The sequence below is a fragment of the Paenibacillus sp. BIC5C1 genome (assembly GCF_032399705.1).
Classification (GTDB): domain Bacteria; phylum Bacillota; class Bacilli; order Paenibacillales; family Paenibacillaceae; genus Paenibacillus; species Paenibacillus taichungensis_A.
The window spans coordinates 4002822-4024436 of the sequence record NZ_CP135922.1; the positions used below are offsets into that span (position 1 = coordinate 4002822).

General features: G+C 43.5%; 18 protein-coding genes. 3 read left to right on the top strand and 15 right to left on the bottom strand.

The features are described from left to right. The first annotated feature begins 15 nt into the window (after positions 1–15). Together RS891_RS17790 and RS891_RS17795 are read left to right on the top strand one after the other, a co-directional pair. On the top strand, positions 16–540 hold the full coding sequence (locus RS891_RS17790; protein ID WP_315792694.1) for a hypothetical protein: 525 nt from the start codon (positions 16–18) through the stop codon (positions 538–540). After that, positions 522–776 (top strand): cupredoxin domain-containing protein, encoded by a 255-nt coding sequence (locus tag RS891_RS17795; RefSeq protein ID WP_315796356.1) that lies wholly within the window; start codon positions 522–524, stop codon positions 774–776. The genes RS891_RS17790 and RS891_RS17795 overlap by 19 nt, the downstream gene beginning before the upstream one ends. A gap of 142 nt (positions 777–918) precedes the next feature. Here the strand turns inward: RS891_RS17795 and RS891_RS17800 are convergent, their stop codons facing one another. The 13 genes from RS891_RS17800 to pdxS all read right to left on the bottom strand — a co-directional run bounded on the left by RS891_RS17800 (position 919) and on the right by pdxS (position 17260). Beyond that, on the bottom strand, positions 919–1044 hold the full coding sequence (locus RS891_RS17800) for a dihydroorotate dehydrogenase (protein ID WP_113054320.1): 126 nt from the start codon (positions 1042–1044) through the stop codon (positions 919–921). Positions 1045–1432: 388 nt separating this feature from the next. Further along, positions 1433–2914 (bottom strand): glycoside hydrolase family 32 protein, encoded by a 1482-nt coding sequence (locus RS891_RS17805; RefSeq protein ID WP_315792695.1) that lies wholly within the window; start codon positions 2912–2914, stop codon positions 1433–1435. Positions 2915–2925: 11 nt separating this feature from the next. Continuing rightward, on the bottom strand, positions 2926–4170 hold the full coding sequence (locus RS891_RS17810; protein WP_315792696.1) for an MFS transporter: 1245 nt from the start codon (positions 4168–4170) through the stop codon (positions 2926–2928). Positions 4171–4375: 205 nt separating this feature from the next. Beyond that, the gene (locus RS891_RS17815; protein WP_113054545.1) at positions 4376–5359 is read right to left on the bottom strand and encodes a LacI family DNA-binding transcriptional regulator; all 984 of its coding nucleotides are present in this window, start codon (positions 5357–5359) and stop codon (positions 4376–4378) included. 198 nt (positions 5360–5557) lie between these two features. Further along, positions 5558–6640 (bottom strand): ABC transporter substrate-binding protein, encoded by a 1083-nt coding sequence (locus RS891_RS17820; RefSeq protein WP_315792698.1) that lies wholly within the window; start codon positions 6638–6640, stop codon positions 5558–5560. A 347-nt stretch (positions 6641–6987) separates the two neighbouring features. Next, positions 6988–7554, bottom strand: a complete 567-nt coding sequence (locus tag RS891_RS17825) for an LOG family protein (RefSeq protein WP_425476094.1) — start codon at positions 7552–7554, stop codon at positions 6988–6990. Between the two features lie 146 nt (positions 7555–7700). Next, a complete protein-coding gene (locus RS891_RS17830; RefSeq protein WP_315792700.1) occupies positions 7701–8579 on the bottom strand; it encodes an RCC1 domain-containing protein in 879 nt (292 codons plus the stop codon). A gap of 206 nt (positions 8580–8785) precedes the next feature. Continuing rightward, positions 8786–10138 carry an FAD-binding oxidoreductase gene (locus tag RS891_RS17835; RefSeq protein WP_315792702.1) on the bottom strand — a complete coding sequence of 451 codons (1353 nt, stop codon included), beginning with the start codon at positions 10136–10138 and terminating at the stop codon, positions 8786–8788. A gap of 184 nt (positions 10139–10322) precedes the next feature. Beyond that, positions 10323–12374 (bottom strand): serine hydrolase domain-containing protein, encoded by a 2052-nt coding sequence (locus RS891_RS17840; RefSeq protein WP_315792704.1) that lies wholly within the window; start codon positions 12372–12374, stop codon positions 10323–10325. 118 nt (positions 12375–12492) lie between these two features. Continuing rightward, positions 12493–13791 (bottom strand): ATP-binding protein, encoded by a 1299-nt coding sequence (locus tag RS891_RS17845; RefSeq protein WP_315792706.1) that lies wholly within the window; start codon positions 13789–13791, stop codon positions 12493–12495. Position 13792: 1 nt separating this feature from the next. Next, on the bottom strand, positions 13793–14533 hold the full coding sequence (locus tag RS891_RS17850) for a LytR/AlgR family response regulator transcription factor (protein ID WP_315792708.1): 741 nt from the start codon (positions 14531–14533) through the stop codon (positions 13793–13795). 181 nt (positions 14534–14714) lie between these two features. Beyond that, positions 14715–16010, bottom strand: coding sequence for an MFS transporter (locus RS891_RS17855; RefSeq protein ID WP_315792710.1), 1296 nt, complete (start codon positions 16008–16010; stop codon positions 14715–14717). Between the two features lie 365 nt (positions 16011–16375). Then, positions 16376–17260 (bottom strand): pyridoxal 5'-phosphate synthase lyase subunit PdxS, encoded by an 885-nt coding sequence (gene pdxS, locus RS891_RS17860; protein ID WP_218642256.1) that lies wholly within the window; start codon positions 17258–17260, stop codon positions 16376–16378. Between the two features lie 131 nt (positions 17261–17391). Here pdxS and RS891_RS17865 point away from each other — a divergent pair, with 131 nt between their 5' ends. Then, on the top strand, positions 17392–18882 hold the full coding sequence (locus RS891_RS17865) for a MocR-like pyridoxine biosynthesis transcription factor PdxR (RefSeq protein WP_315792712.1): 1491 nt from the start codon (positions 17392–17394) through the stop codon (positions 18880–18882). Positions 18883–19049: 167 nt separating this feature from the next. Here the strand turns inward: RS891_RS17865 and RS891_RS17870 are convergent, their stop codons facing one another. Both RS891_RS17870 and codB read right to left on the bottom strand, forming a co-directional pair. Beyond that, positions 19050–20318: a cytosine deaminase gene (locus RS891_RS17870; RefSeq protein ID WP_315792714.1), complete on the bottom strand. Its 1269-nt coding sequence runs from the start codon at positions 20316–20318 to the stop codon at positions 19050–19052. Then, positions 20287–21567 (bottom strand): cytosine permease, encoded by a 1281-nt coding sequence (gene codB, locus RS891_RS17875; protein ID WP_113054333.1) that lies wholly within the window; start codon positions 21565–21567, stop codon positions 20287–20289. The genes RS891_RS17870 and codB overlap by 32 nt, the downstream gene beginning before the upstream one ends. Positions 21568–21615: the final 48 nt, after the last annotated feature.

Below are 21615 nucleotides of genomic sequence, written 5' to 3' on the forward strand. Positions count from 1 at the left end.
ACAGGTATGCCTGGCATGATGATCGCTATGACCATTGGCATGATGTCCAGCCTTGCACTTGGTGTACAATTAGGCATTTTGTTTCCACGTGATTTAACAGTCCCATCCATTGCCGCCATATTGTTCGGCCTAGGAGCCGGTTACTTCACAGGCAAACCTATCAGTATATTGGCAACTTTGGATGGAATGTTGGCAGGAATTATGGGTGGCATGATGGGCGCAATGCTCGGGGTAATGATTGGTCCTTCCTATATCATGATGATATTTGTTGATATCCTATTTATTTTTATTTTGAGCGTTGCTCTTCAATTGTCCAATCAAGAAACGGATACTAGCGATAAAACAAATAAAAGTGGGATTGGTATGCCGTTTATTGGAGGTATACTTACTGTAGATTTTGGGATTGTAGCTGTGGGTGCAACGTTATTTTACCAATTTCAACCGAATGATACATCGGCAATTAAATCACAAGAATCACAGATGAGCAAGCTAATTCTAATCAAGAAAATTCAGGATATCAGATTGTTTCCGTCGACGTAAAATCAGAAGGTTTTAGTCAAGAAAATATTGAAGTAAAAGCTGGCGTTCCAACAAAAATAAATTTCATAAAACATACAGGTTATACATGTATAAGAAGTGTTCAGTCTAAAGATTTAGGAATAGATGTGTATCTTGAAAAAGGAGATAACTTCATTACCTTAAAAGATCTGAAACCTGGAACGTACAACTTCAATTGTGGCATGTACATGTATTATGGAACAATCACCGTAGTATAAGCGAGAAATGTAGGATCATAATAGGGAACTTTATGTCAGTGAATCATGACACAAAGTTCCCTATTTAAATTGCTTTCATTAACCATATTACAACAACATAAAAAACCGCCAGCGAAAGCTAGCGGAAATTATATATCATCTATTAAACCAAGAAAGCTTTGGAGATGATAACCAACAGAATAAACAATACCAGAATCGCGCCAACGGACGTGAAACCACCGTATCCTGCCCCAAGTCCGCCTACATTTCCATATCCAACTTCACTCATGCTTCTTCCCCCTCTTCTGTGGTATGTGTTAGATTATTCAGAATTTGTTAATTTGACAAGGCTAAAAATAAAAATAGGCTACTGTTTCGGCCTCCCTTTCAACTGTAAGCTTTTTGTAAGTTGCAGGCACCGATTCCAGTTACGAAATGACTAACTTTATTTACGACATTTCCTTGCACGATGAACTTGAACTGCTAGTTAAAAGTGGCCTCATCCCACTTCAGTCCGTGCAGTCAGCAACGTTGAATCCGCTAGAGGATATACAAAATACGCCAAGCACTTCCCTTCCCGAATTTGAAGCGGAAGGGCTTGGCGTGTCCGTATCTACTCAACAAAAAAGACCGTTTCCGAGTCAATGTAATGTCTCGAAAAACAGTCTTCTTCATCGTTATTCAGCTTGCCAGATATCGTTCAGCTTCCAATATGACAACCCATTTACTTGAGTCTCTCCGCCCTCAGTGATGAGTTCAATATATGAGAGCTTCCCACTCGGATAGATACGACTTGTCATCGTAGCTTGCCCTTCATTTGCGAACATTTCAATGGATGACCGATCCAGAAATACATGTAGTGTCAGCCGTCCCTCAGCATTTAAGTCTGCACGACGAACGCCATCCGTCTTCTTCCCTGATTTGGAACAATCAAGCTTAAGCTTCTGATCTGGAATGGAATAAGTAATTACCGTTTCCTCCTGATCTGTACTGCGAAGCTTCAAGCCTACCCGTTCCGCACTTGTCTTCGTCAGGTCGAACACGACTTTCACTTCAAGCAGATCCGCTTCAACTTCTGTCATGAAACTTCCTGAAATCACGTGATTCTGATACACAACATGTTCTCTTTGGCGAAGCAGCTTCATTTCTTCTACCGGATTCATCAGAACCTTGTCATTTTCACCCAATGTAAGTACACGTGGGATGGTGAGCGCACCGCACCAACCGTCTGCTTTTGTTGGCATATCCGCTTCCCACATATCCATCCAGCCAATCGCAATCCGGCGACCTTGATCATCTAAGAAGGTTTGAACCGCGTAGAAGTCATGACCATGATCAAGCTCAATGAACTCTCCATGCTTGTATTTATTATGTTCATAATCATATTCCCCAACATAGTACCCAGTCTGGAATAAGTTATTGTACTGATCTCCTTGCGCATCAATACCTTGAGGAGAGAACATAAATACATGCTTGCCGTCTAATTCAAAGAAATCCGGGCATTCCCACATGAATCCCATTTCCTTGTCTCCCTGTAAAAGCACACCATGATAGGTCCACGTTCTAAGATCCGCAGATGTATACAGAATAACACGCGGTTCCTCTTCTTTCGTACTGTTCCCCAGGATCATGTACCATTTACCCTCATGTTTCCATACCTTCGGATCACGGAAATGCTGGGAGCTATCAGCCGGAGGCTCTGCGATCACGGGATTCTGTTGTAATTTTGTGAAATGAATGCCGTCTGTGCTTACTGCCACGTTTTGATTTTGGAAGAAAATATTGTTCAGTTGATCAATGTAATGATGTCCAGTATAGATCAATGTCAGTTCGCCGTTATTATCAACTGCGCTGCCTGAGAAGCATCCATCCAGATCACATGCATCTCCAGGAGCTAATGCAATCGGACAATGTTCCCAATGCACAAGATCTTTACTTTTGACGTGACCCCAGTGCATGGGTCCCCAGTTCTCATCATACGGATGATGTTGATAGAAAGCGTGATATTCGCCTTTATACTGAATTAATCCATTTGGATCGTTAATCCAGTTTGCTGGTGCCATAATATGATAGCCTAAGCGGTAACGCTTGTTCATTTTCCCTTCTGCCTGTTTCAAAGATTCCTCAGCTTGCTTCGTATTGTTGTAAAAAGTGTTCATATGTTTTCCTCCTATGCTGGTTCAATATGCGAGTTAGGTTTAGGATCCAGCTTATTCAAGTTTTTCGGCTCTCTCTTTAAGGTAAAGATTGAGATTGTCGTAAAGGCAAATACGAATATCCCCATAAGCACGTAAGTATTCGAGAAACCTCTGATGTCATAAAGAGTACCGGCGATGGGTGAGAAGATCGAAGCTCCTACCTGACTCGTAAACTGGAAACCAACCAGATACAAGATCGATGACAAACGCGTGTCGAAATTAGCAGCCAAGTATTTGAATACAGAGATTAGCATAATGGGCAGTTCCAATGCATGAATCAATTTCATAGCCGAGATACCGTAAGGTCCGATAACGAGGCCGGAACCCATAATACGGAATGCCATTAAGAACCCTGCCAATATCAGGCCCTTCTTAGCTCCAGTTTTGTTTACAATAAATGGTGCTAGGAACATCATGCCTGCTTCCAGGAACACTTGGAAAGAATTTAAGTAACCGTATACTTGATTGCCTAATGCAGTGCTCGAGAATGTCGATGAGAAGTAAATCGGGAATTGCTGATCATACACATTGTATATACACGTAACTCCAAGCACATATAAAATGAAGAACCAAAAGTGCTTATTCGCAAACAAATTACCGACTTGTTTAAAGTTAATGGATTCAGCTCGTTCCATCTCGGATTCTGTCATCTTGACCTTAATTGTCATCATGATGATGAACAGAACGATAGCAGAGACGGATGCAATCCAGAAGTTAATGTTCGGGTTGATATTAAAGAACTGACCAGCAAAGAATGTTGCTGCCGCCCAACCTAGCGAACCCCACATCCGAGATTTACCATATTCAAAGGCATATTTACGGCTGACTTTCTCGACATATGATTCAATAGCACCAATTCCGGCCAAGAAAGAAACACCCAGGTATAGTCCACCTACCACTGCACCAAGAAATACATTGTACTGAAGTAAAGGTCCGTAGATAAAGATATAGAATGGACCAACAAGTAAGAGCAAACCGCTAATTAGAAATAAAATATGCTTTTTCAATCCGATTTTATCCGAAATATAGCCATAAAGCGGTTGCATACATAACGCAAAGATAGCGTTTACAGTAAAGATAATACCAGTCTCAGCACCATTCAGACTGATTTCTTGCCCCAGCCAAATGGAGAACAATGAATAACTTGCTGACCATGTAAAAAAGAAAAAGAAGAAATAGGCGCTTAGTTTCCAATACATGCTCTTTGAATGTCTCATCTCGAACGCTCCTCTAAGTTGAACATTTAATGTGAATGTAAGCACTTTAATGCGCTTGCAAAATCGATTATATGTCAACCGGTTTCATATGTCAACCGCTTGACATATTTTCGAAAGAAAAAGGAGCTTCCCTTAATCCCAGCATCCAAGGGTTAGCTCCATCCGTCTTGTATTCGAAAATTTTGTAGTGATATGAACATTAGAGTTACACTGTACCAGCTTCAATAAGTTTCACAGGCAGATACGTTTCTCGCGGCACCTTACTGAATTCACCTTCAATTTCTTTAATAACTAGCTCGACAGCAGATCTTGCAATTTCCTGTATAGGTTGCTGAATCGTCGTTAATTCAGGAAGCAAGTTACGAGTCGTTTCGGTTCCGTCATAACCAATGACACGAATATCTTCAGGAACACGTTTACCACGTTGTTTTGCTTTAACAATAAATGAAGCTGCCACCAAATCATTACTCGCAAACAGTCCATCTACTTCGGGATGTTCATCAAGCAAACGCCCAATCGGTTCATCGTGATTCTGTTGATGGAATGGATCATATACTTCATAAGTGATCGCCTGGCGACCATGCTGTTCCATGACATCTTCGTATGCTTTTCTTCTTAAGCTTGCAGGAGTTTCCAATTCGACAGGTCCATTAATATGCAGGATGTGCTTGCATCCCTTCTCAATCAGCAGCTCGGAAGCCATTTTTCCGCCCATGTAATTATCCGATCCTACGACAGGAATCGTATCCGATAAGAAGCGATCAATCGCAACGACCGCAATATTTTTCTGATCATAATTCACAATACCTCGGTTATGTGTTCCTACGATAATGCCGTCAACTTGATTGCGCATCAGCATATCCACATATGCTTCTTCTTTATCCAGCTGATTCAAGCTATTACAAATCAGTAGTTTAAAACCTGATGAGGCACAAATATTTTCAATATGAAAAGTCAACTCTCCAAAAAAGGGGTTGCTTGTTGTGGGTATGATTAATCCAATGAGGTTGGTTCGTTTACTAAATAATGACCGAGCTATATCATTTGGAAAATAATTTAGCTGCTGCATCGCGTCATGGACTCGATTCTTTGTTTCCTCACTTATGTAACCTCGATTGTTAAGCACCCGAGAAACCGTCGTAGGTGAAACTCCTGCTAAATCTGCAACATCATTAAGTTTAGGTTTCATTAATTGCTCCCTGCCTTCTTTCCATACCATATGTCCAATTATCCCTCCATTTTAACATGGTTAAACGTGAAAGGACATGCACCAGCCTATAAGAGTCGCAGCTCAAATGAAAACGACAGCCCAGTAAATTACTGTTCTGCCGTTATAATAAACAGGATATTAATTGCATGCATGATGATCAAGCGAGCACATCTGCTCTTACAAATTCAGATCATCTGCGAGTGCTTCAACTCCTGTGAAGATGGAATCCCCATAACCCCAGAAGTTGTTGAAATCAATAACATAAATTTTCTTGTTTTTAATTGCGTTAATACTTTGCAATTGCTTGTTGGCTAGCAGCTTTTCAATCGTTTGTTCCGGATCAATACCGCCGGCATATTTCGAAATAATCATGGCATCTGGATTGATCTCGATTAGCTTCTCCAAACTGAGCGTGCCTTCTTCGTTAATCAGCATATTATGCATATTGATTAATGACATTGCACTTTCAATAAATGTGTCTCCATTTCCGTTGTACACTCCAATGGTTCCATCACCATTATCAAAGAAAGATGCATAATTGATCGTTTCAGCGCTTGCCCGAGCCGATAACGCTTTCTCGCGTGCTTTGAGCTGTTCGATATATGCCGCTGCATTCGCTTGTACGTTAAATATTTCACCTAGCTCAGTGATATCCTGATATAGATTATCTAATTTTGCATCTGTAACGCTAGTACTTTGTACATATGTTTTGATGTTCATCTCATTCAGACTGTTTACAGTGCCAACGCCCCAATCAGCATCTTCAAACAATCCCCCACGCCCCATAACCAGGTCAGGAGAAGCACCTATGGTTACTTCCTTGCCTACATAACCTTCAGATAACACAGGAATTTTTTTGAAATCTTCAGCAATATCATCAGGCACATTGCCAAACAGCGCCGCTACGCCAACAATCTTGTCAGTCAAACCAAGACGAATCAATAACTCCGCTGCACCTTGTGTATTGGCAACCACTCGTTCAGGTGCTTTATCAAAGGTTTGTTCCTTTGCCACCCAGGTGCCGTTTTCAGTTGTATAGTTTGAAACAACGATTGGGTATGTTGTTTGAGCTGCACCTGTAGCATTTTCATCCGTTTTTTGCTCATCTGTTGAAGCATTCGTAGCGCTATCCGTCACGGCTCCCTGTGAGCTTGTGTCTGCATCTTTGCTGCTACCATTACTACTGGAGCAAGCTGCAAGCACCAGAACAAGTGCAGTAATTAAACAAAGGATTGCTCCTTTTTTTACTCGTAAAAACATTCAAAATCTCTCCCTTTTCCTTTTTCTTTTGGCCAATATGTATCATATATCATAGTCATTGTCAGTATACAGCAAATGTCGAATAACGTAAATGATAATGATAATTATTATCACATTAAAATTTTCGATTTATAGAGAAGCACATTCCATTCGTGAAATTTCCAATACCGATTAACTATCCATTCTCTAGAAGCCGTCCGTTTCTAGTAGCAAATCCAGATAATACAAAAAAAGCCGCTATAATAGCGACTTTCAATGGGCCATAACCGATTGTCCCAGCCAGCACGTGCCGTCTTCGAACCTTCCACTCAACCCCGTAATATTGCCCCTGCCCCTGATAGTAAACATTAGTTATATTGACGAATATCAGGCGGTACATAAGTACTTATAAAAGTGTTAATTTCGTCTAAAGAATCTGTAACAAGTATCTTTTGTCTATCTGTTTTCGTTAAGAAACCTTCTTCAACCATCTTGTCATAAAATTGGCCAATCAGATCATAATAGCCGTTCACATTGTAGAAGATGCATGGATTGACATGCTGCCCAATTCTCCCCCACGAAATGACCTCTGTAATTTCTTCAAGTGTCCCCGGTCCACCTGGAATTGCAATATAGCAATCTGCAAGTTCAATCATTTTAGCTTTTCTCTCATGCATATTGGACACAATAATGATTTTGTTAAGCTGCTCATGGGCCAGTTCTCTCGCTTGCAAAAAGGTAGGTATAACCCCAGTAACAATACCACTACGTTGAATCACAGTATCCGCGAGCACTCCCATTAATCCCGCTTTTCCGCCACCATAGACTAGTTCATGTTCCTGGTTAACAATCCAGTTACCTATCTGAACAGCAGCTTTCTCGTAAATGGCGTTGTTACCTTTACTTGCACCACAATATACCGCAATCCGTTTCAATTCAATTCCCCCATCTATTCATACTCATTAAAAAATTGCTCTGAAAATCCGATTATAGACTCGGTTGAACAGAAGCTAATCTATGTTATCAAAAAAAGAACAAGCATGCTATATTGTTATGGAAATATATGAATATCAACAGTAGATTAGCCGCGCCAACTGCTTACATCACATTGACCATATTCATTATCACCCACAGCAACCACCGTACCGTCTGATTTAATGCCGAGAGTATGAGCACAACCCGCAGCAATCGCCACAATGTCACTCCAGTCACCTACATTGCATTGATCGTACTTATTCCAACCCACGGCAACCACCGTACCGTCTGATTGAAGGCCTATGGTATGATTACTGCCTGCTGCGATCGCCACTATACCACACCAGTCGTTTACTTCGCATTGGCCATGTTTATTCCTACCCACGGCAACCACCTTACCGTCCGATGTAAGCCCCACCGTATGAAGATACCCTGCCGCTACTTCAACAATGTCGCTCCAGTCGCTTATATCGCACTGGCCATACTGATTATTGCCCACAATCGTCACGGTACCATCTGATCTAAGCCCAACGGTATGCCAGTCACCCGCCGCTACAGCAACCATATCACGCCAGCTGCTTACCTCGCATTGGCCTTCATTATTTCGTCCCACAGCAATCACCGCGCCATCCGATTTAAGACCAACGCTACGACGCCAACCCGCAGCAATTGCTACAATATCTTGCCACTCGTTTACCTCGCATTGATTGTGTATATTCCAACCCACAGCCACTACAGTGCCCTGAGAGGTTAGGCCGATGGTATGCGCATTACCGGTGTTCGTCGCCATATGAACATTACCAGCAGCTACCGCCACCATATCGCTCCAACCGTTTACATCACATTGTCCAACTTTATTATCACCCACAGCCGTCACTGTTCCGTCCGATCTAAGACCAATGGTATGACGTCGCCCCGCCGCTATGGCGGTATATTTAGGGCGCTTCTCCTTTAACGCCGCTTCAACCGGCGAAGTATAATCCATCTTTTACCTCCTTGAAATAAATTGCCTTAACACCGTTGCAGTATGAATATTATTTTTTTACATCTTACTCTACAATAAATAGTAAATACAACAAATAGAACGGTCGAGCATTGAAATGATTTAGAATGATGTTCATGCCTATTCCGGCTATTCTCACAGTAAAAAACCGTTAACTCTTCTCAGAATTAACGGTTTGAAATCGTACCCTATTTTAATTTAGCCGGTGGAATACTTTGCGGGTTATTAAATACATTTTTCGGATCGTATTTTGCTTTTACTTTTCTCAATCTGGCGTAGTTCTTGCCATAATAGGTCGGCCCTGGATTTTTAATACCTTGGTCTGGTACGTTAATGTAGGACCCTACAATATAAGGTTGTAATTTCTTTCTCGTGTTCCGAGCTAAAGCAATATTTTTAGCTGCACGGGATGGCTTCACCCATGAGCTGTTCCATTCCACATAAAATTCAGCTTTTCGCCAGTAAAACGCAGTGGCTTGAGGAGCAACTCGACTTACTGCACCGCCCCAGTTAAGGAAATAGAAACCGGCTGGTGTACCTTCCTCAGCATTTTCCAGAAACTCACGCATGACTTTGAAGGCTTTATCCGGGAATGGCTGTCTGCCAAAGCCACTGGAAAACTGGTTGCTGTACCTTTGGGTGAGCACGGGATCTGGGGCTAGCAAAAACTTCGTGGCTGCCCTGTATGGCAGGTACAGAATACTTTTTTTGGTAGGCGTTCCTACGCTAAGAATGGGTTCCAACTGACGGAGGGCTTCAGTCTTCGAACCGAGGTATACTCCTAACATGCTAACATTTCCGCCTTTTTTGGGACCAACACTTAGTTCACTTCCCAGCTTGTTACTGGCATTAGGTGCCCAAACTTGCCATTTCTTCACGACTTTTTCGAACTGTTCCCATGGCCATGTGATACTAAATACAGTAGCTTTGGCTGGAGCGCGCCGCACTTTGAATTTATATTTAGTGTACACACCGAAGTTACCGCCTCCGCCGCCACGTGTAGCCCACAGAAGATCGGAATTTTGCTTTTTGTTTGCCCGAATAATTCGCCCTTTAGCGTCAACCATTTCGAGTTCAATTAGATTATCACTGATGAGACCCGTTGTCCTTTGCAGTGGACCAATTCCGCCGCCAGGTGTTATCCCACCAATCCCTACCGTTGGACTGTCACCAAATGGGGCCATAAAACCTTGTCGAGCCAACGTATCCACGATTCTTCCTACTCGATTACCTGTCTCAACAACGGCCGTTCCGCTTTTTTTGTTTAACTTGATTCTCTTCATTTCGCTAACGTCGATGACAATACCACCATTGACTTGAGATAGGTTGGACTCTAAAGCGTGCCTCCCACTTCTCGGACGAATAGGAACCTTATTTTGACGCGCCCATCTTATAGCATTGGCTACATCCTGTGTTTTTTGAGCAAACACAAAAACTTTAGGGAATCTGTCCGTATGCGGATCCCAGTTCTTCCTAGCCACTTCATATCCAGGATCGCCTTTAAATACCACTCGCCCTGTAAGCTTAACTTTTGAAATCACGTATCTATCCAACTCCTTAGTTATGAAAACATATAATTTTCATTAACAAATTAGGCTGATTCCATATAACCTATGAAGGAGAATCAAGTTGTGTTTGGCGTATAACAAAAGAAAAATATCGGATCCCGAGCAACCTACGCTCAGAACCCGATATTTTCGAATGAAATCATTCTCCCTTATGCAATCATTTTAGTTGAATCTTGAAGACATCTCCTGCTTCACCACCAAAGACGATAAAACCACCTATGGGAAGCAGCGTTGATTGTTGATGCGTTGCTTTCGAAAATTGAACCACTTCACCTTTAGCGTTATATACCGCATAACCTCCGCTCTTTGGAGAATCAACCGTTAACGTTTTGTTCGCCGAGCGGGAATCGATGGCATACCACCGAGCTTGACCGTTTGACGGGATGGTCGTGATGCCTATTTTGCCACCAAAGATTGGTTTAATGGCCTCCTCTGCAATATACTCCTGTCCATCCTGAATTAAGTACTCCGCTTCATTCTTAGTGCGGAAATGCAGGTCGAAAGCATCTCTTCCGTTCATAACAGGAATCTGGGCGACATTCTCTGCATTGTCTGGATCCACAACTCGGGTACCGTTCGCATACCCGTTCTCCACATCTACGGACAGGTTTTTGATCAGCATGGATGGAACCAGATAGAAGATCGACGTTATCTTTTCGTCCAGCGCGTAATATTTCGAGCCGTTTCTAGCCTTCCATTTCTCTTTCGACGCAGTGTCCAATGAATTATTTTCCAATTTTTGATAATCATATGTGGTCATCGCCGTTTGCCCTAATCCGGGCAACGTGATATTCGCCTGAACTTTAAAATATACCTTGTTGTTGCTTTCCTTCTCGAAGTTGACCTTCACACTTCCATCGCTACTCGTAAATTTCCCTTCACCTGTGTACACGTAATTCTGCTCCGGGATAAGTCCTCCCTGCATAGCCGGAAGTGCGATCTCTCCATTCTTAACCTCTATATCAAGAGTTGAACCTACCGTTCCATAGAGACCGGAATACGCCGTCAACTCAGCAGGCATCTTCATTTTGACTGGTGGTGAGAATGTCTGTTCAGGCTCTATCTCATCAATGATGCCTTGATCCTCAAGAACCTCCAGCAGAACTTTAGTAGCAAACATCTGATTATAGATAGAAGACCCACCCGAAGAAAGGACGGCCATCGATATATCATGTTCAGGTATAGTGATTAGCGATGCATGATACATCATGGTGTCTCCACCTTTGGAAAGTGCAGTAATGCCATAATCGCTGAACGGTGCAAGTGCTACAGCATCCCATCCTAGTCCATAGTTGAAGGTATTTCTCTCTTCGGACACCCATATTCCTTGACGATATTCATGTTTTTGCATGGATTCTGCTGCTGATTTGGACAGAATATCCGGTTTGTTTCCTATCAACATTTCAGCGAACTTGCTTAATTCTTCTGCAGTCGAGTAGACTCCACCCGCACCGATGATATTGGCATTTTCAACAGGCAGTTTTGTTTCAAACGAAGGCCAATATGTTTCGGATAATTGGTTTTTATCAAAAGAATCAAGTGGTGTCTTGGTTGCTTGCAGCTGTAACGGATCACTGATGAACTTGGCAATAAATTCGCTATAGCTCAATCCACTCACCCGTTCAACCAATATCTCAAGCAACTGAAAGCCATCATTGCAATAGACGGAATAGGCTCCCGGGTTTGATTTTAATTTCTCTGACTTAAGTTTGAGTAGTAATTCATCATGATTGCGGGTATCCGTATCGTCAAATAACATACTGTTGCCATAATGGGTACCATAGAGCCCGGAAGAATGATTCATGAGCATTCGCGGGGTTATTTGGGTATACCGGGCATCTGCCATTTCAAAATCTTTAATATAGGATGTGAGGGGCTGATCCAGATTCACTTTACCGGAATCCACCAGCATCATGGTGGCAGCCGTGACAACCATTTTGCTAACAGAGCCTATTCCAAACATCGTATCCTTATCGACAGGTGTCTTGGATGCTTTGTCCTGGAATCCAACACTGTCGGATAAAATGATCTTCCCTTCATCCATGATCGCATATTGTAAACCTGTGACACCATAGTTCTGCACCATCTCTGTGGCGAGTCGCCCAGCCTGATCCTCAATCGCCCCCATCTTGTTCGTCTCTGCCCTGACATCTGTCAGCGGAATGACTACAAGTACAGCCGTACATAACATACTGATTAGTTTCTTCATAATAATATCTTCCTCCCTTATGATACTGCTCATATGATTGCATTCATCATATCGGGGAATAAGCATATATAACGATAACGAGCCCTGAATGGAAAAAAACAATCCCCGAACGGTATGTTCAGAGACTGTCCATGTCAAAAGGAAGCACAACCATGTTATTAAATGTCCGATGATGATTCTCGATACTCATATGTCCGCCATACTTGTCGCACATCCTCGATATATTCGTTAAGCCGATCCCATGAAACTCGGGATTGGGCTTCTCACTCTTGAAGTGAGCCAATTTTTGTTCCACATGATTTAAAATCTGGATTACAAGTGTAGACGCCGTGGAGTGAATTGCAATCAGGATATACCTGTCTTCGGCATGTTTAACTTTCTTGGAAGCTTCGATGGCGTTATCCAACATATTGCCGAGCACAACACACAGATCATAACGATCGATATGAAGATGTTGTGAATGGAGTTGAATACGGGTGTCGACTTTGATCCCGTTTGCCTGCCCCACGGCGATGGTATTCGTAACAAGAGCATCAATAACAAGGTTGCCGGAGTTCACCCGCTGGTACGCCCCTTCGATCTTATTTAATGTGAGTTTAATATGCTCACCTGCGGCATCAAGCTTGTTTTGCTTGATACACTCTTCAATGTACAGGAACTGCTGGTTGGTATCATGGATGATGCTTTTCACGTTTTTGAAACTGTGCACTGTCTTCTCATAGTTGGCGTCCTGATAGTCCATCTGACGCTGTAGTTGAACATTTTCATGTGCGAGCTGAACCTTTTCTACCATATTATCGAATAGATAAACAATGAATACATTAAGAAAAAGGGAGCCTAACACGGAAACGACATAATATATGTTTTTTTCACTATAAGTTGAGGCCACATTGATCTGATAGATCGTAATGGTAGGTACAATCAGAAACAAGAAATAATAACGATAATGCATAGCGAAACTTCTCCGTTTGGCAATCAAACGCACAATCTGGATCACAATGAACATGATACCGCAACCAAGCAGCATCACTTTGGAGAACACCCAGTGATAATCCACGTTGAAATGATCCCATATGCTGTAATCCGTGGAATCAATCGCACTCATAATATATACGGCAATGTAATTTACCGTTGTGAGCAGTACTGCATAGAGGATGGTAAATGCAATTTTTTTGATGAATTCCACCTCATAGGATTGTGCCAGGCTGAAGATGAATAACAATGCAAAAGCGGACGAAACGACAGGTGAAAATGAAGATACCAAATAGAAATACCCCAGTACAACAAATACAATGAAATAGATCGCTCTGTATGGCTTTCGTCTGGACTTGCCCAGCACGGAATTGAAGTAAAAATTCACCTGGAATGCCATAAGTAAAGGAACGACGAAGACGGACAAGAGTACATACATATCCATATCACTGAATCCTCATGATCATATATTTGGTATAGGCATCCTTGACTTCCTTGACTTTGGAGCGCCCTATAGGTAATTCCGTACCATTTAACATGACGACTTGGGTACCCACAAACTTCTGGACATGCATCAGGTTGATGATAATTGAGCGATGAATTTGCAAGAAACCATGGTCTTTCAAAGCGGCAGCATAACCGGATAGGATGCCTTTGCTCTCATGCGAGTTTTCCTGAGTCACAAATTTTAATTTGTTCTTGATCGTCAAACTCTTCATAACCTCAATCCAGAGAATATCATCGTATTTCAATAGCAGCTCTTCATAATCTGACTTAATCAGTACATACTTTTTGTCCAGCGCTTTAAAATATTGGCACAGCTTAATCATCTTCTCCTCGAAGATATCCGGCAGGATTGGTTTGATCAGATATTGAAAAGTTACCACATCAAAGCTCTCCACCATATACTCCGGATAGCTTGTCAGAAACATGATTTGCACATCCAGATACTTCATATTCCTGATTTCTTTGGCTGTCTGGATTCCGTTCATTCCGCTCATCTCCACATCCATGATGAGGATATGAAACGCGTCTCCAACGTTATTATAATGTGAGACGAGCTGCTCACCGGATGCAAATAATGTAATTTGGAAATCAATATTCGTTTTTAGAGACAAGGAGATAAGCATCGTTTTTACAAGTTCTCTTTGTTTCTCCTCGTCATCACAGATTGCAACATTGAACATGTTTGAACATCCGCCTTTCATCGACATCGATGCTGAATTTCACTCTCAAATATACTATTTTATCACAGGTTTAAGGATGAAATTCGGATGAAACGCATGATACAGACTCTAAAATGCACAAAAACCGTTAACCTTTTCAGATTAACGGTGTAATTTTTAAATAGTTATGAAGCCTCCAGTATTATGATTTGGGACGTACCCAAACAACTACGGGGATTAGAAGCAAGGACAGGAAACCGCCGATTAGGGAGAGTGTTGAAAAACTTGTTTGTGCCACAACCATGCCAGACATAGCGCCTCCAGAAGCCCCTGCCAAAGCGATCAGCACATCCACCATCCCTTGAGTCTTCGCACGAACCTGAGGAGGGGTAGCATCGACGATGGTCGCAGTTCCACTGATCAAACCAAAATTCCATCCGAGCCCAAGAAGGGCTAAAGCCAGGATAAGGAGTACCATGGAATCAGCAGGTGCAAATGCGGCCAGCAAACCTGCAATTAGCAATGTCACGCCAGAAGCATAAGACATCAACGTACGCCCAAACTTATCGACGAGAACACCGGTAATCAAAGAGGGCAGATACATGGCCGCAACATGGATACCGATAACAATGCCTACATCGCTTATTCCATGTCCATGATGTGTCATATGAACAGGAGTCATGGTCATAATGGCAACCATGACAATCTGGGTAAGAATCATGACCGTTGCGCCGATGACGATGCCACGCTTATGGACGCTCGTTATCCTATTATTCGGTTGTTCTGTTCGATCATGTCTCTCTTTTTCCGCAATGGCTTGGGCCACCATGAAAGGATCGGGACGCAGAAATAGGAGCAGTACCACTCCGGCAACAATGTAAGCTACTGCCGCGAGCATAAACGGTCCCGACAATGCTGGAGCACCTATGGATACGGAAAATCTCCCCATTACATTTACTAGATTGGGACCGGCAACTGCACCAAATGTAGTGAACACCATGGCCATGCTTATTGCTTTCGCTCTTTCTGTGGGCAGTGCCAAATCGGTACCCGCATATCGAGCTTGCATATTTGTCGCCGTACCTCCCCCATAGACTAACAATGAAAGAAAGAGTAGCGGTAAATTGTTGAATATAGCCGCAAGCACGACACCAACCGCGCCAAGGCCCCCTGCCAGAAATCCGGTGGCCAATCCAATTCTACGGCCCTTTCGCTGAGAAAGGCGACCCACAAGCAGCGCCGCTGCGGCAGAACCCAACGTAAATAGTGCTGTTGGGATTCCGGCATAACGGTCCGTTCCTAGCATATCCTGAGCGAGCAATGCTCCCACTGTGATGCCAGCGGCGAGCCCTGCACCACCAAATATTTGAGATGCGATGACAATGCTCAATGTTCTTTTTTGCAGCTGACGCTGCTTCTCATGTGACTCTACGTATCCTTGAATTTCTGCGTTAAGGCGTCCATTCTTATCTTGATTCTGGATCGTTTCAAACGACATACACGTACACCTCTTTATTTAACGAATTGAATGAATAATAACTATTGTTCCTTGTGCTACACTCCTTCTATGTTGACATCAGACTTTATTCTTGGTTCGGCTAATTTCATTATATAAGAGTACAATCAGCCTACAATCCCAGAACGATGGGATATTGACTTGGAGAAGGAGCCACCTTTGTAGCCGACATTAGATAAAGCCATGTTATTCACAACAACTCTCTCAAAAACAATAAAAAAGCCGATCAATTTTATCCATTGATCGGCTTTTCTTGATATCTACTCCTACTCCATTCAAGCTCAATGCTCATATACAGGCTGTGTAGAATCATAACAATATTTTAAAACTACTGTTCTATTTACGCCTTACCAACCGCGGTTGGACATGCGCTCTTCTGGAGCCAATTTAGAAATTTCAATGCCTTTCATAGGGGCGCCCAAGTTTTTGGATACTTCGGCAATTAGCTTGTAATCCGTGTAATGTGTAGTAGCTTCAACGATTGCACGAGCGAATTTCTCAGGGCTATCTGATTTGAAGATACCTGATCCTACAAACACACCGTCTGCTCCTAGGTGCATCATTAGTGCTGCGTCTGCCGGAGTGGCTACACCGCCTGCTGCAAAGTTAACGACAGGAAGTTTTCCATTTTCATGAACATCGCGCAGTAATTCATAAGCTACGCCCAGATTTTTTGCTTCAGCGTATAACTCATCCTTGGACATGTTTTTTACTTTGCGGATCTGGCTGTTAATCAGACGCATATGACGAACTGCCTCAACAATGTTACCTGTTCCAGGCTCACCTTTTGTACGAATCATCGAAGCACCCTCGCCAATACGGCGAAGAGCTTCTCCCAAATCCTTGGCTCCACATACAAATGGTACGGTGAACTCATGTTTATCGATATGGAACACTTCGTCTGCAGGCGTAAGAACTTCACTTTCATCGAGATAGTCCACACCTAGAGATTCAAGTACTTTGGCTTCTATGTAATGACCGATACGAGCCTTGGCCATAACCGGAATAGATACAACCTTCATAACCTCTTCCACGATGGTTGGATCTGCCATACGAGCTACACCGCCAGCTGCGCGAATATCGGAGGGTACCCGTTCAAGAGCCATAACAGCTGTTGCCCCTGCTGCTTCAGCGATTTTAGCTTGCTCTGCATTCATGACGTCCATGATGACGCCGCCCTTTTGCATCTCAGCCATTCCTCTTTTTACACGATCTGTACCTGTTTGCATGATTGTATTCCTCCTAATTAATGTATTGTTTCACTTCAACCTATGATTTAGTATAGAATGAGAATGGATAACTAAAAAGATCCAATAATTTCGGTTTTTATTGTACCACTTCTAAATTAACCTCTGGAGGGCATATGCAATTTCATGTAGCTTACAGTTCATATTTGAACCGAAAATATACCAAGATGAAGTCTCTCTATCATGCGATTCGTGATGCTATTCATGAAGGCAATCTGGTGCATGGCGAGAAGTTACCCTCTACGAGAGAATTAGCTGCGACGTATCACATTTCCCGAGGCACAGTGAATCAGGTATACGATACGTTGACTGCTCAAGGTTACATTCATTCAGAGCATGGAAAAGGAACCTTTGTTGCTTATCAGTTGGATTTAAGCAATGATGTATCCAACGTGAAGGCTTGCACTCATCACTTATCTGCCTGGGGCAATCGTATTCAGCAGTTTGAACAGCACACAAATCATAGGAACTCACAAACCAATGCACAAACAAGCATTTCCAGAATAGAAAGCGACGAAGTTATTGATTTTAGCAAATACCAGCCTGATTTCTCCAAATTCCCATACGATGAATGGAATAATCGATTGTATGCTGAGATACGAAATCGGGAGCATCACATCGAAACAACCTCTGTTCTTGTAAGTTCAACTGGAGAGCCGAAATTGCGAGAAGCCATTGCTGCCTACCTTCGGCGGATGCGGGGCATTCAAGTCGATGCAGATCATATTGCAGTGACTGCAGGCTCTATGCAAGCTATAGCTCTGCTCACTCAAATACTTGCAGATCCTGGAGATCATGTAGTGACCGAAAGCCCTTGTTATGTCGGGATTTCTCAAGCCGTGTTGGCTGCGGGTGCTAAGTTAATTGAAGCCAACCTCGATGGTCAGGGCGTTGTTCCGCAAAACTGGGACGCACGTATGCTGTTTGTCACGCCGTCACGACAATTTCCTACGGGGGAAATGCTTAGCCTTGAACGCAGACAAACATTGCTGGACTGGGCACATCGTCGTGATGCTATGATTGTCGAGGATGATTATGATAGTGAATTCCGATATCGTGGAATGCATGTTGAACCGCTGAAAACATTGGATAAAGCGGGACGCGTAATCTACCTCGGTAGCTTCACGAAAACCTTGCCTTTAGAAGTACGGCTTGGTTATGTTGTTCTCCCCCCCACTTTGGCAGACACCTTTAGGAAAGCACAGGCATTATACGAGCCCAGACCTGTCAATCTGATCGAGCAGCGGGCATTAGCAGCATTTATGACAAGCGGCCAATATGAGCGTCATCTGCGTAGGATGAATCGTTTATACAGTCGCAAATTTCATCTGTTACTCAAACTTTTGAACGAGCAACTCTCTACATGGTTTGATTGGGTGGAAAACGAAGCCGGTCTGCACGTGTTTGGCTGGTGGCGAGGAGATGCGTCCACTTATGAAGTCTTTCGCGCATCGGCTAGGTCAGAAGGGGTTATATACTCAGAAGTCAGCAGTTCAACGTCTGATGGTACAAAGTATGGTATCTATTTATCCTTTGCACATTTGTCAGATGTTCAATTACAGGAAGGCGTATCCAAATTAAAAAATGCCGTCATAGCTCCATTGTGAACTTTTTCTCTTTCTTGTCTCTCTCGTCTTTTAAAAAGGAACACCAAAAATCCCCTCTGTTGTACAGGAAGAGTTCACAATCACGGAACTCTATTGACCTGTCCACCCTGAGGGGATGTATTGGTTAATGCAAGGGCTCTGGTTAAAGCATCGCACTTTTCATTTGATTATTTATTGAAAGTAACCTTCTCCGAACCACCTTCAAGAATGATCGACGTATCTCTCGGTTTTGTTTCCGCGATTTTGCGGCCACCTCTATATGAGTAAAGTACACCAGCCTGTTTGCGAACAGCCTCGTATTCGTTCTCTGCTTCAAGAACGATGAAGTTGGCAGGTTTTCCTACTTCAATGCCGTATACATCCTCGATATGCAACGTTCTTGCGCTGTTTTTCGTAATGAGATCGACCGAATTTACGATTTGATCATAACCCAGCAACTGCGAAGCATGAATACCCATGTGAAGTACTTGGAGCATGTTGCCCGTTCCCAGCGGATACCATGGATCGAAAATGTCATCATGACCGAAACATACGTTAAGACCAGCTTCCTGCAGCTCTTTGACACGAGTCAGACCTCTTCTTTTTGGATACGTGTCGAAGCGTCCTTGCAGGTGAATGTTGACCAACGGATTGGAGACGAAATTGAGGTCAGCCATCTTCAGCAATCTGAACAATTTGTACGTATATGCGTCATTGTAAGACCCCATTGCCGTTGTGTGACTTGCCGTGGTACGAGAGCCCAGTCCACGTTCGTAGGCTTCCTTGGCAACGACTTCCACAAAGCGGGATTGCTCGTCATCGATCTCGTCGCAATGGATGTCGATCAAACGATCGTATTTTTCGGCAAGGTCAAAAGCAACCTTCATCGAATCAACGCCGTATTCTCTCGTGAATTCGAAGTGCGGAATGCCGCCGACAACGTCAACGCCCATTTTCAGTGACTCTTCCAGCAGTTCTGCACCGTTCGGATAGGAATGAATACCTTCCTGTGGGAAAGCCACAAGCTGGATGTCGATGTATGGTGCCATCTCTTCTTTTACTTCAAGCATCGCTTTGACTGCCGTCAGGCTTGGATCTGTAACGTCTACATGTGTCCGAACATGTTGGATCCCCTGCGCCATCTGCCATTTCAGTGCTGTTTTGGATCGGGTTTTAACATCTTCATGTGTCAGGAATGCTTTGCGTTCCGACCAACGTTGGATGCCTTCAAATAGCGTTCCGCTCAAATTCCATTCCGGCTCGCCAGCGGTTAACGTTGTATCCAGATGGATGTGAGGCTCAATGAATGGTGGCAGTACAAGTGAACCGTTGACGTCAAGTATCTCCTCATTTGCAGTGGCTTGAAGCTCCTGCGTAATTTGTTCGAACTTCCCGTCCTTCACGATGATATTCCATAGACCTTCTTTACCCCGCAATTTTGCGTTCTGTATAATCATTTATTTTCCCCTTTTCTTTGTTGGATTCTTTGTTAGGAACGATCAACATCAACACGATGTAGGCCACCGCCGTACCGAGTAGTGCATTCAGTGGTGTAACTCCTGGAGCCAGCTGAGCAAACGCAACGCCGATGGCCCAAGCAACCATTGCTACCCAGTTTACCGTTTTGAAACTCATCTCGGCAAACGGTTTATAGTTTCTGCGTTTCACGAAGAAGTAGTCCGCGATGATGATGGCACCAATGGACGGTACCGCCGCGCCCAGCACATTCAGAAAGCTGACGAAATTGTTGTACATCCACATGGCGAATACTGTACCCACAATGCCGTTTACGATGACGAAGAACTTTTTCGAAATTTTAGTGATGTTGGCAAAACCAAGACCCGATGCATATAAGGCATTATCGTTGGTTGTCCAGATATTGAGTCCAAGAACGATGATCGCGGGAATGAGCAAGCCTTGCAGGAACATGACCTCAGAGATATCAGCCAGGTTATATGCCATTGCACCAACTGCCCCGAACAGGAACATAAGCGAGTTCCCAAGGAAGAAGGCAATAACCGTCGCGGTAACCGCCTGCTTGGACGTCCGGGAAAATCGGGCAAAATCGGGCGTCAGCGTTCCGCCACTAATAAATGAACCGATACAAATGGTCAATGCTGCTGCCGCGGTGAGTGTCTCTGTCGGCGTGTAATCGAGCAATCCTTGCAGACCCCCCAGCGAGCCTGCCCCTTCGAACATGGAGTAACCGCCGAGAATGGCAATAGCAGGAACCGCGATATAACCCAAGATGACGAGCGACTTCATACCGAAGATGGCTGATGCCGTCATAGCAAGACCGAACAACAAGATTAACAGATACACGTTCCAATCCATCGCTTTGGCAACCGGAATTGCGAACATGGCCACGCCTACCCCGAACCATCCGACCTGTGTGAAGCCGAGCAGAAATGATGGCAGGTACGATCCTTTCGCACCAAACGCATATTTAGCAAGTAAATGTGTGGAAAGGCCTGTCTTGGCAGCGATATGCGCTAGTGCTCCAGTATAGATACCGAGCACCAGATTGCCCGCAAGCACGATGCCAATGAACTCCATGAACGTCAAACTGACTCCAAGCGTCCCCCCTGCCAACATACTCGCCGAGAAGAAGGTGAAACCCAACATGACGGATAACGTCTTCCAAAAATGATTTCTCTGCGTTTTTGGCACCTCTTGCCATGAAAACTCTTGATCTTGTTTGCTCATCAGAATACCTCCAGCTTAAAGTGTATCTGATACCAAAAAAAGCAGAAA

What these genes read in the sequence shown, in the direction of transcription:
- RS891_RS17800 (WP_113054320.1), bottom strand. Translation starts at nt 1,044, where the DNA reads ATGAGTGAAGTTGGATATGGAAATGTAGGCGGACTTGGGGCAGGATAC.
- RS891_RS17820 (WP_315792698.1), bottom strand. Translation starts at nt 6,640, where the DNA reads ATGTTTTTACGAGTAAAAAAAGGAGCAATCCTTTGTTTAATTACTGCA.
- RS891_RS17865 (WP_315792712.1), top strand. Translation starts at nt 17,392, where the DNA reads ATGCAATTTCATGTAGCTTACAGTTCATATTTGAACCGAAAATATACC.
- RS891_RS17790 (WP_315792694.1), top strand. Translation starts at nt 16, where the DNA reads ATGATGATCGCTATGACCATTGGCATGATGTCCAGCCTTGCACTTGGT.
- RS891_RS17830 (WP_315792700.1), bottom strand. Translation starts at nt 8,579, where the DNA reads ATGGATTATACTTCGCCGGTTGAAGCGGCGTTAAAGGAGAAGCGCCCT.
- RS891_RS17845 (WP_315792706.1), bottom strand. Translation starts at nt 13,791, where the DNA reads ATGGATATGTATGTACTCTTGTCCGTCTTCGTCGTTCCTTTACTTATG.
- RS891_RS17805 (WP_315792695.1), bottom strand. Translation starts at nt 2,914, where the DNA reads ATGAACACTTTTTACAACAATACGAAGCAAGCTGAGGAATCTTTGAAA.
- RS891_RS17850 (WP_315792708.1), bottom strand. Translation starts at nt 14,533, where the DNA reads ATGTTCAATGTTGCAATCTGTGATGACGAGGAGAAACAAAGAGAACTT.
- RS891_RS17810 (WP_315792696.1), bottom strand. Translation starts at nt 4,170, where the DNA reads ATGAGACATTCAAAGAGCATGTATTGGAAACTAAGCGCCTATTTCTTC.
- RS891_RS17840 (WP_315792704.1), bottom strand. Translation starts at nt 12,374, where the DNA reads ATGAAGAAACTAATCAGTATGTTATGTACGGCTGTACTTGTAGTCATT.
- RS891_RS17815 (WP_113054545.1), bottom strand. Translation starts at nt 5,359, where the DNA reads ATGAAACCTAAACTTAATGATGTTGCAGATTTAGCAGGAGTTTCACCT.
- RS891_RS17870 (WP_315792714.1), bottom strand. Translation starts at nt 20,318, where the DNA reads ATGATTATACAGAACGCAAAATTGCGGGGTAAAGAAGGTCTATGGAAT.
- codB (WP_113054333.1), bottom strand. Translation starts at nt 21,567, where the DNA reads ATGAGCAAACAAGATCAAGAGTTTTCATGGCAAGAGGTGCCAAAAACG.
- RS891_RS17855 (WP_315792710.1), bottom strand. Translation starts at nt 16,010, where the DNA reads ATGTCGTTTGAAACGATCCAGAATCAAGATAAGAATGGACGCCTTAAC.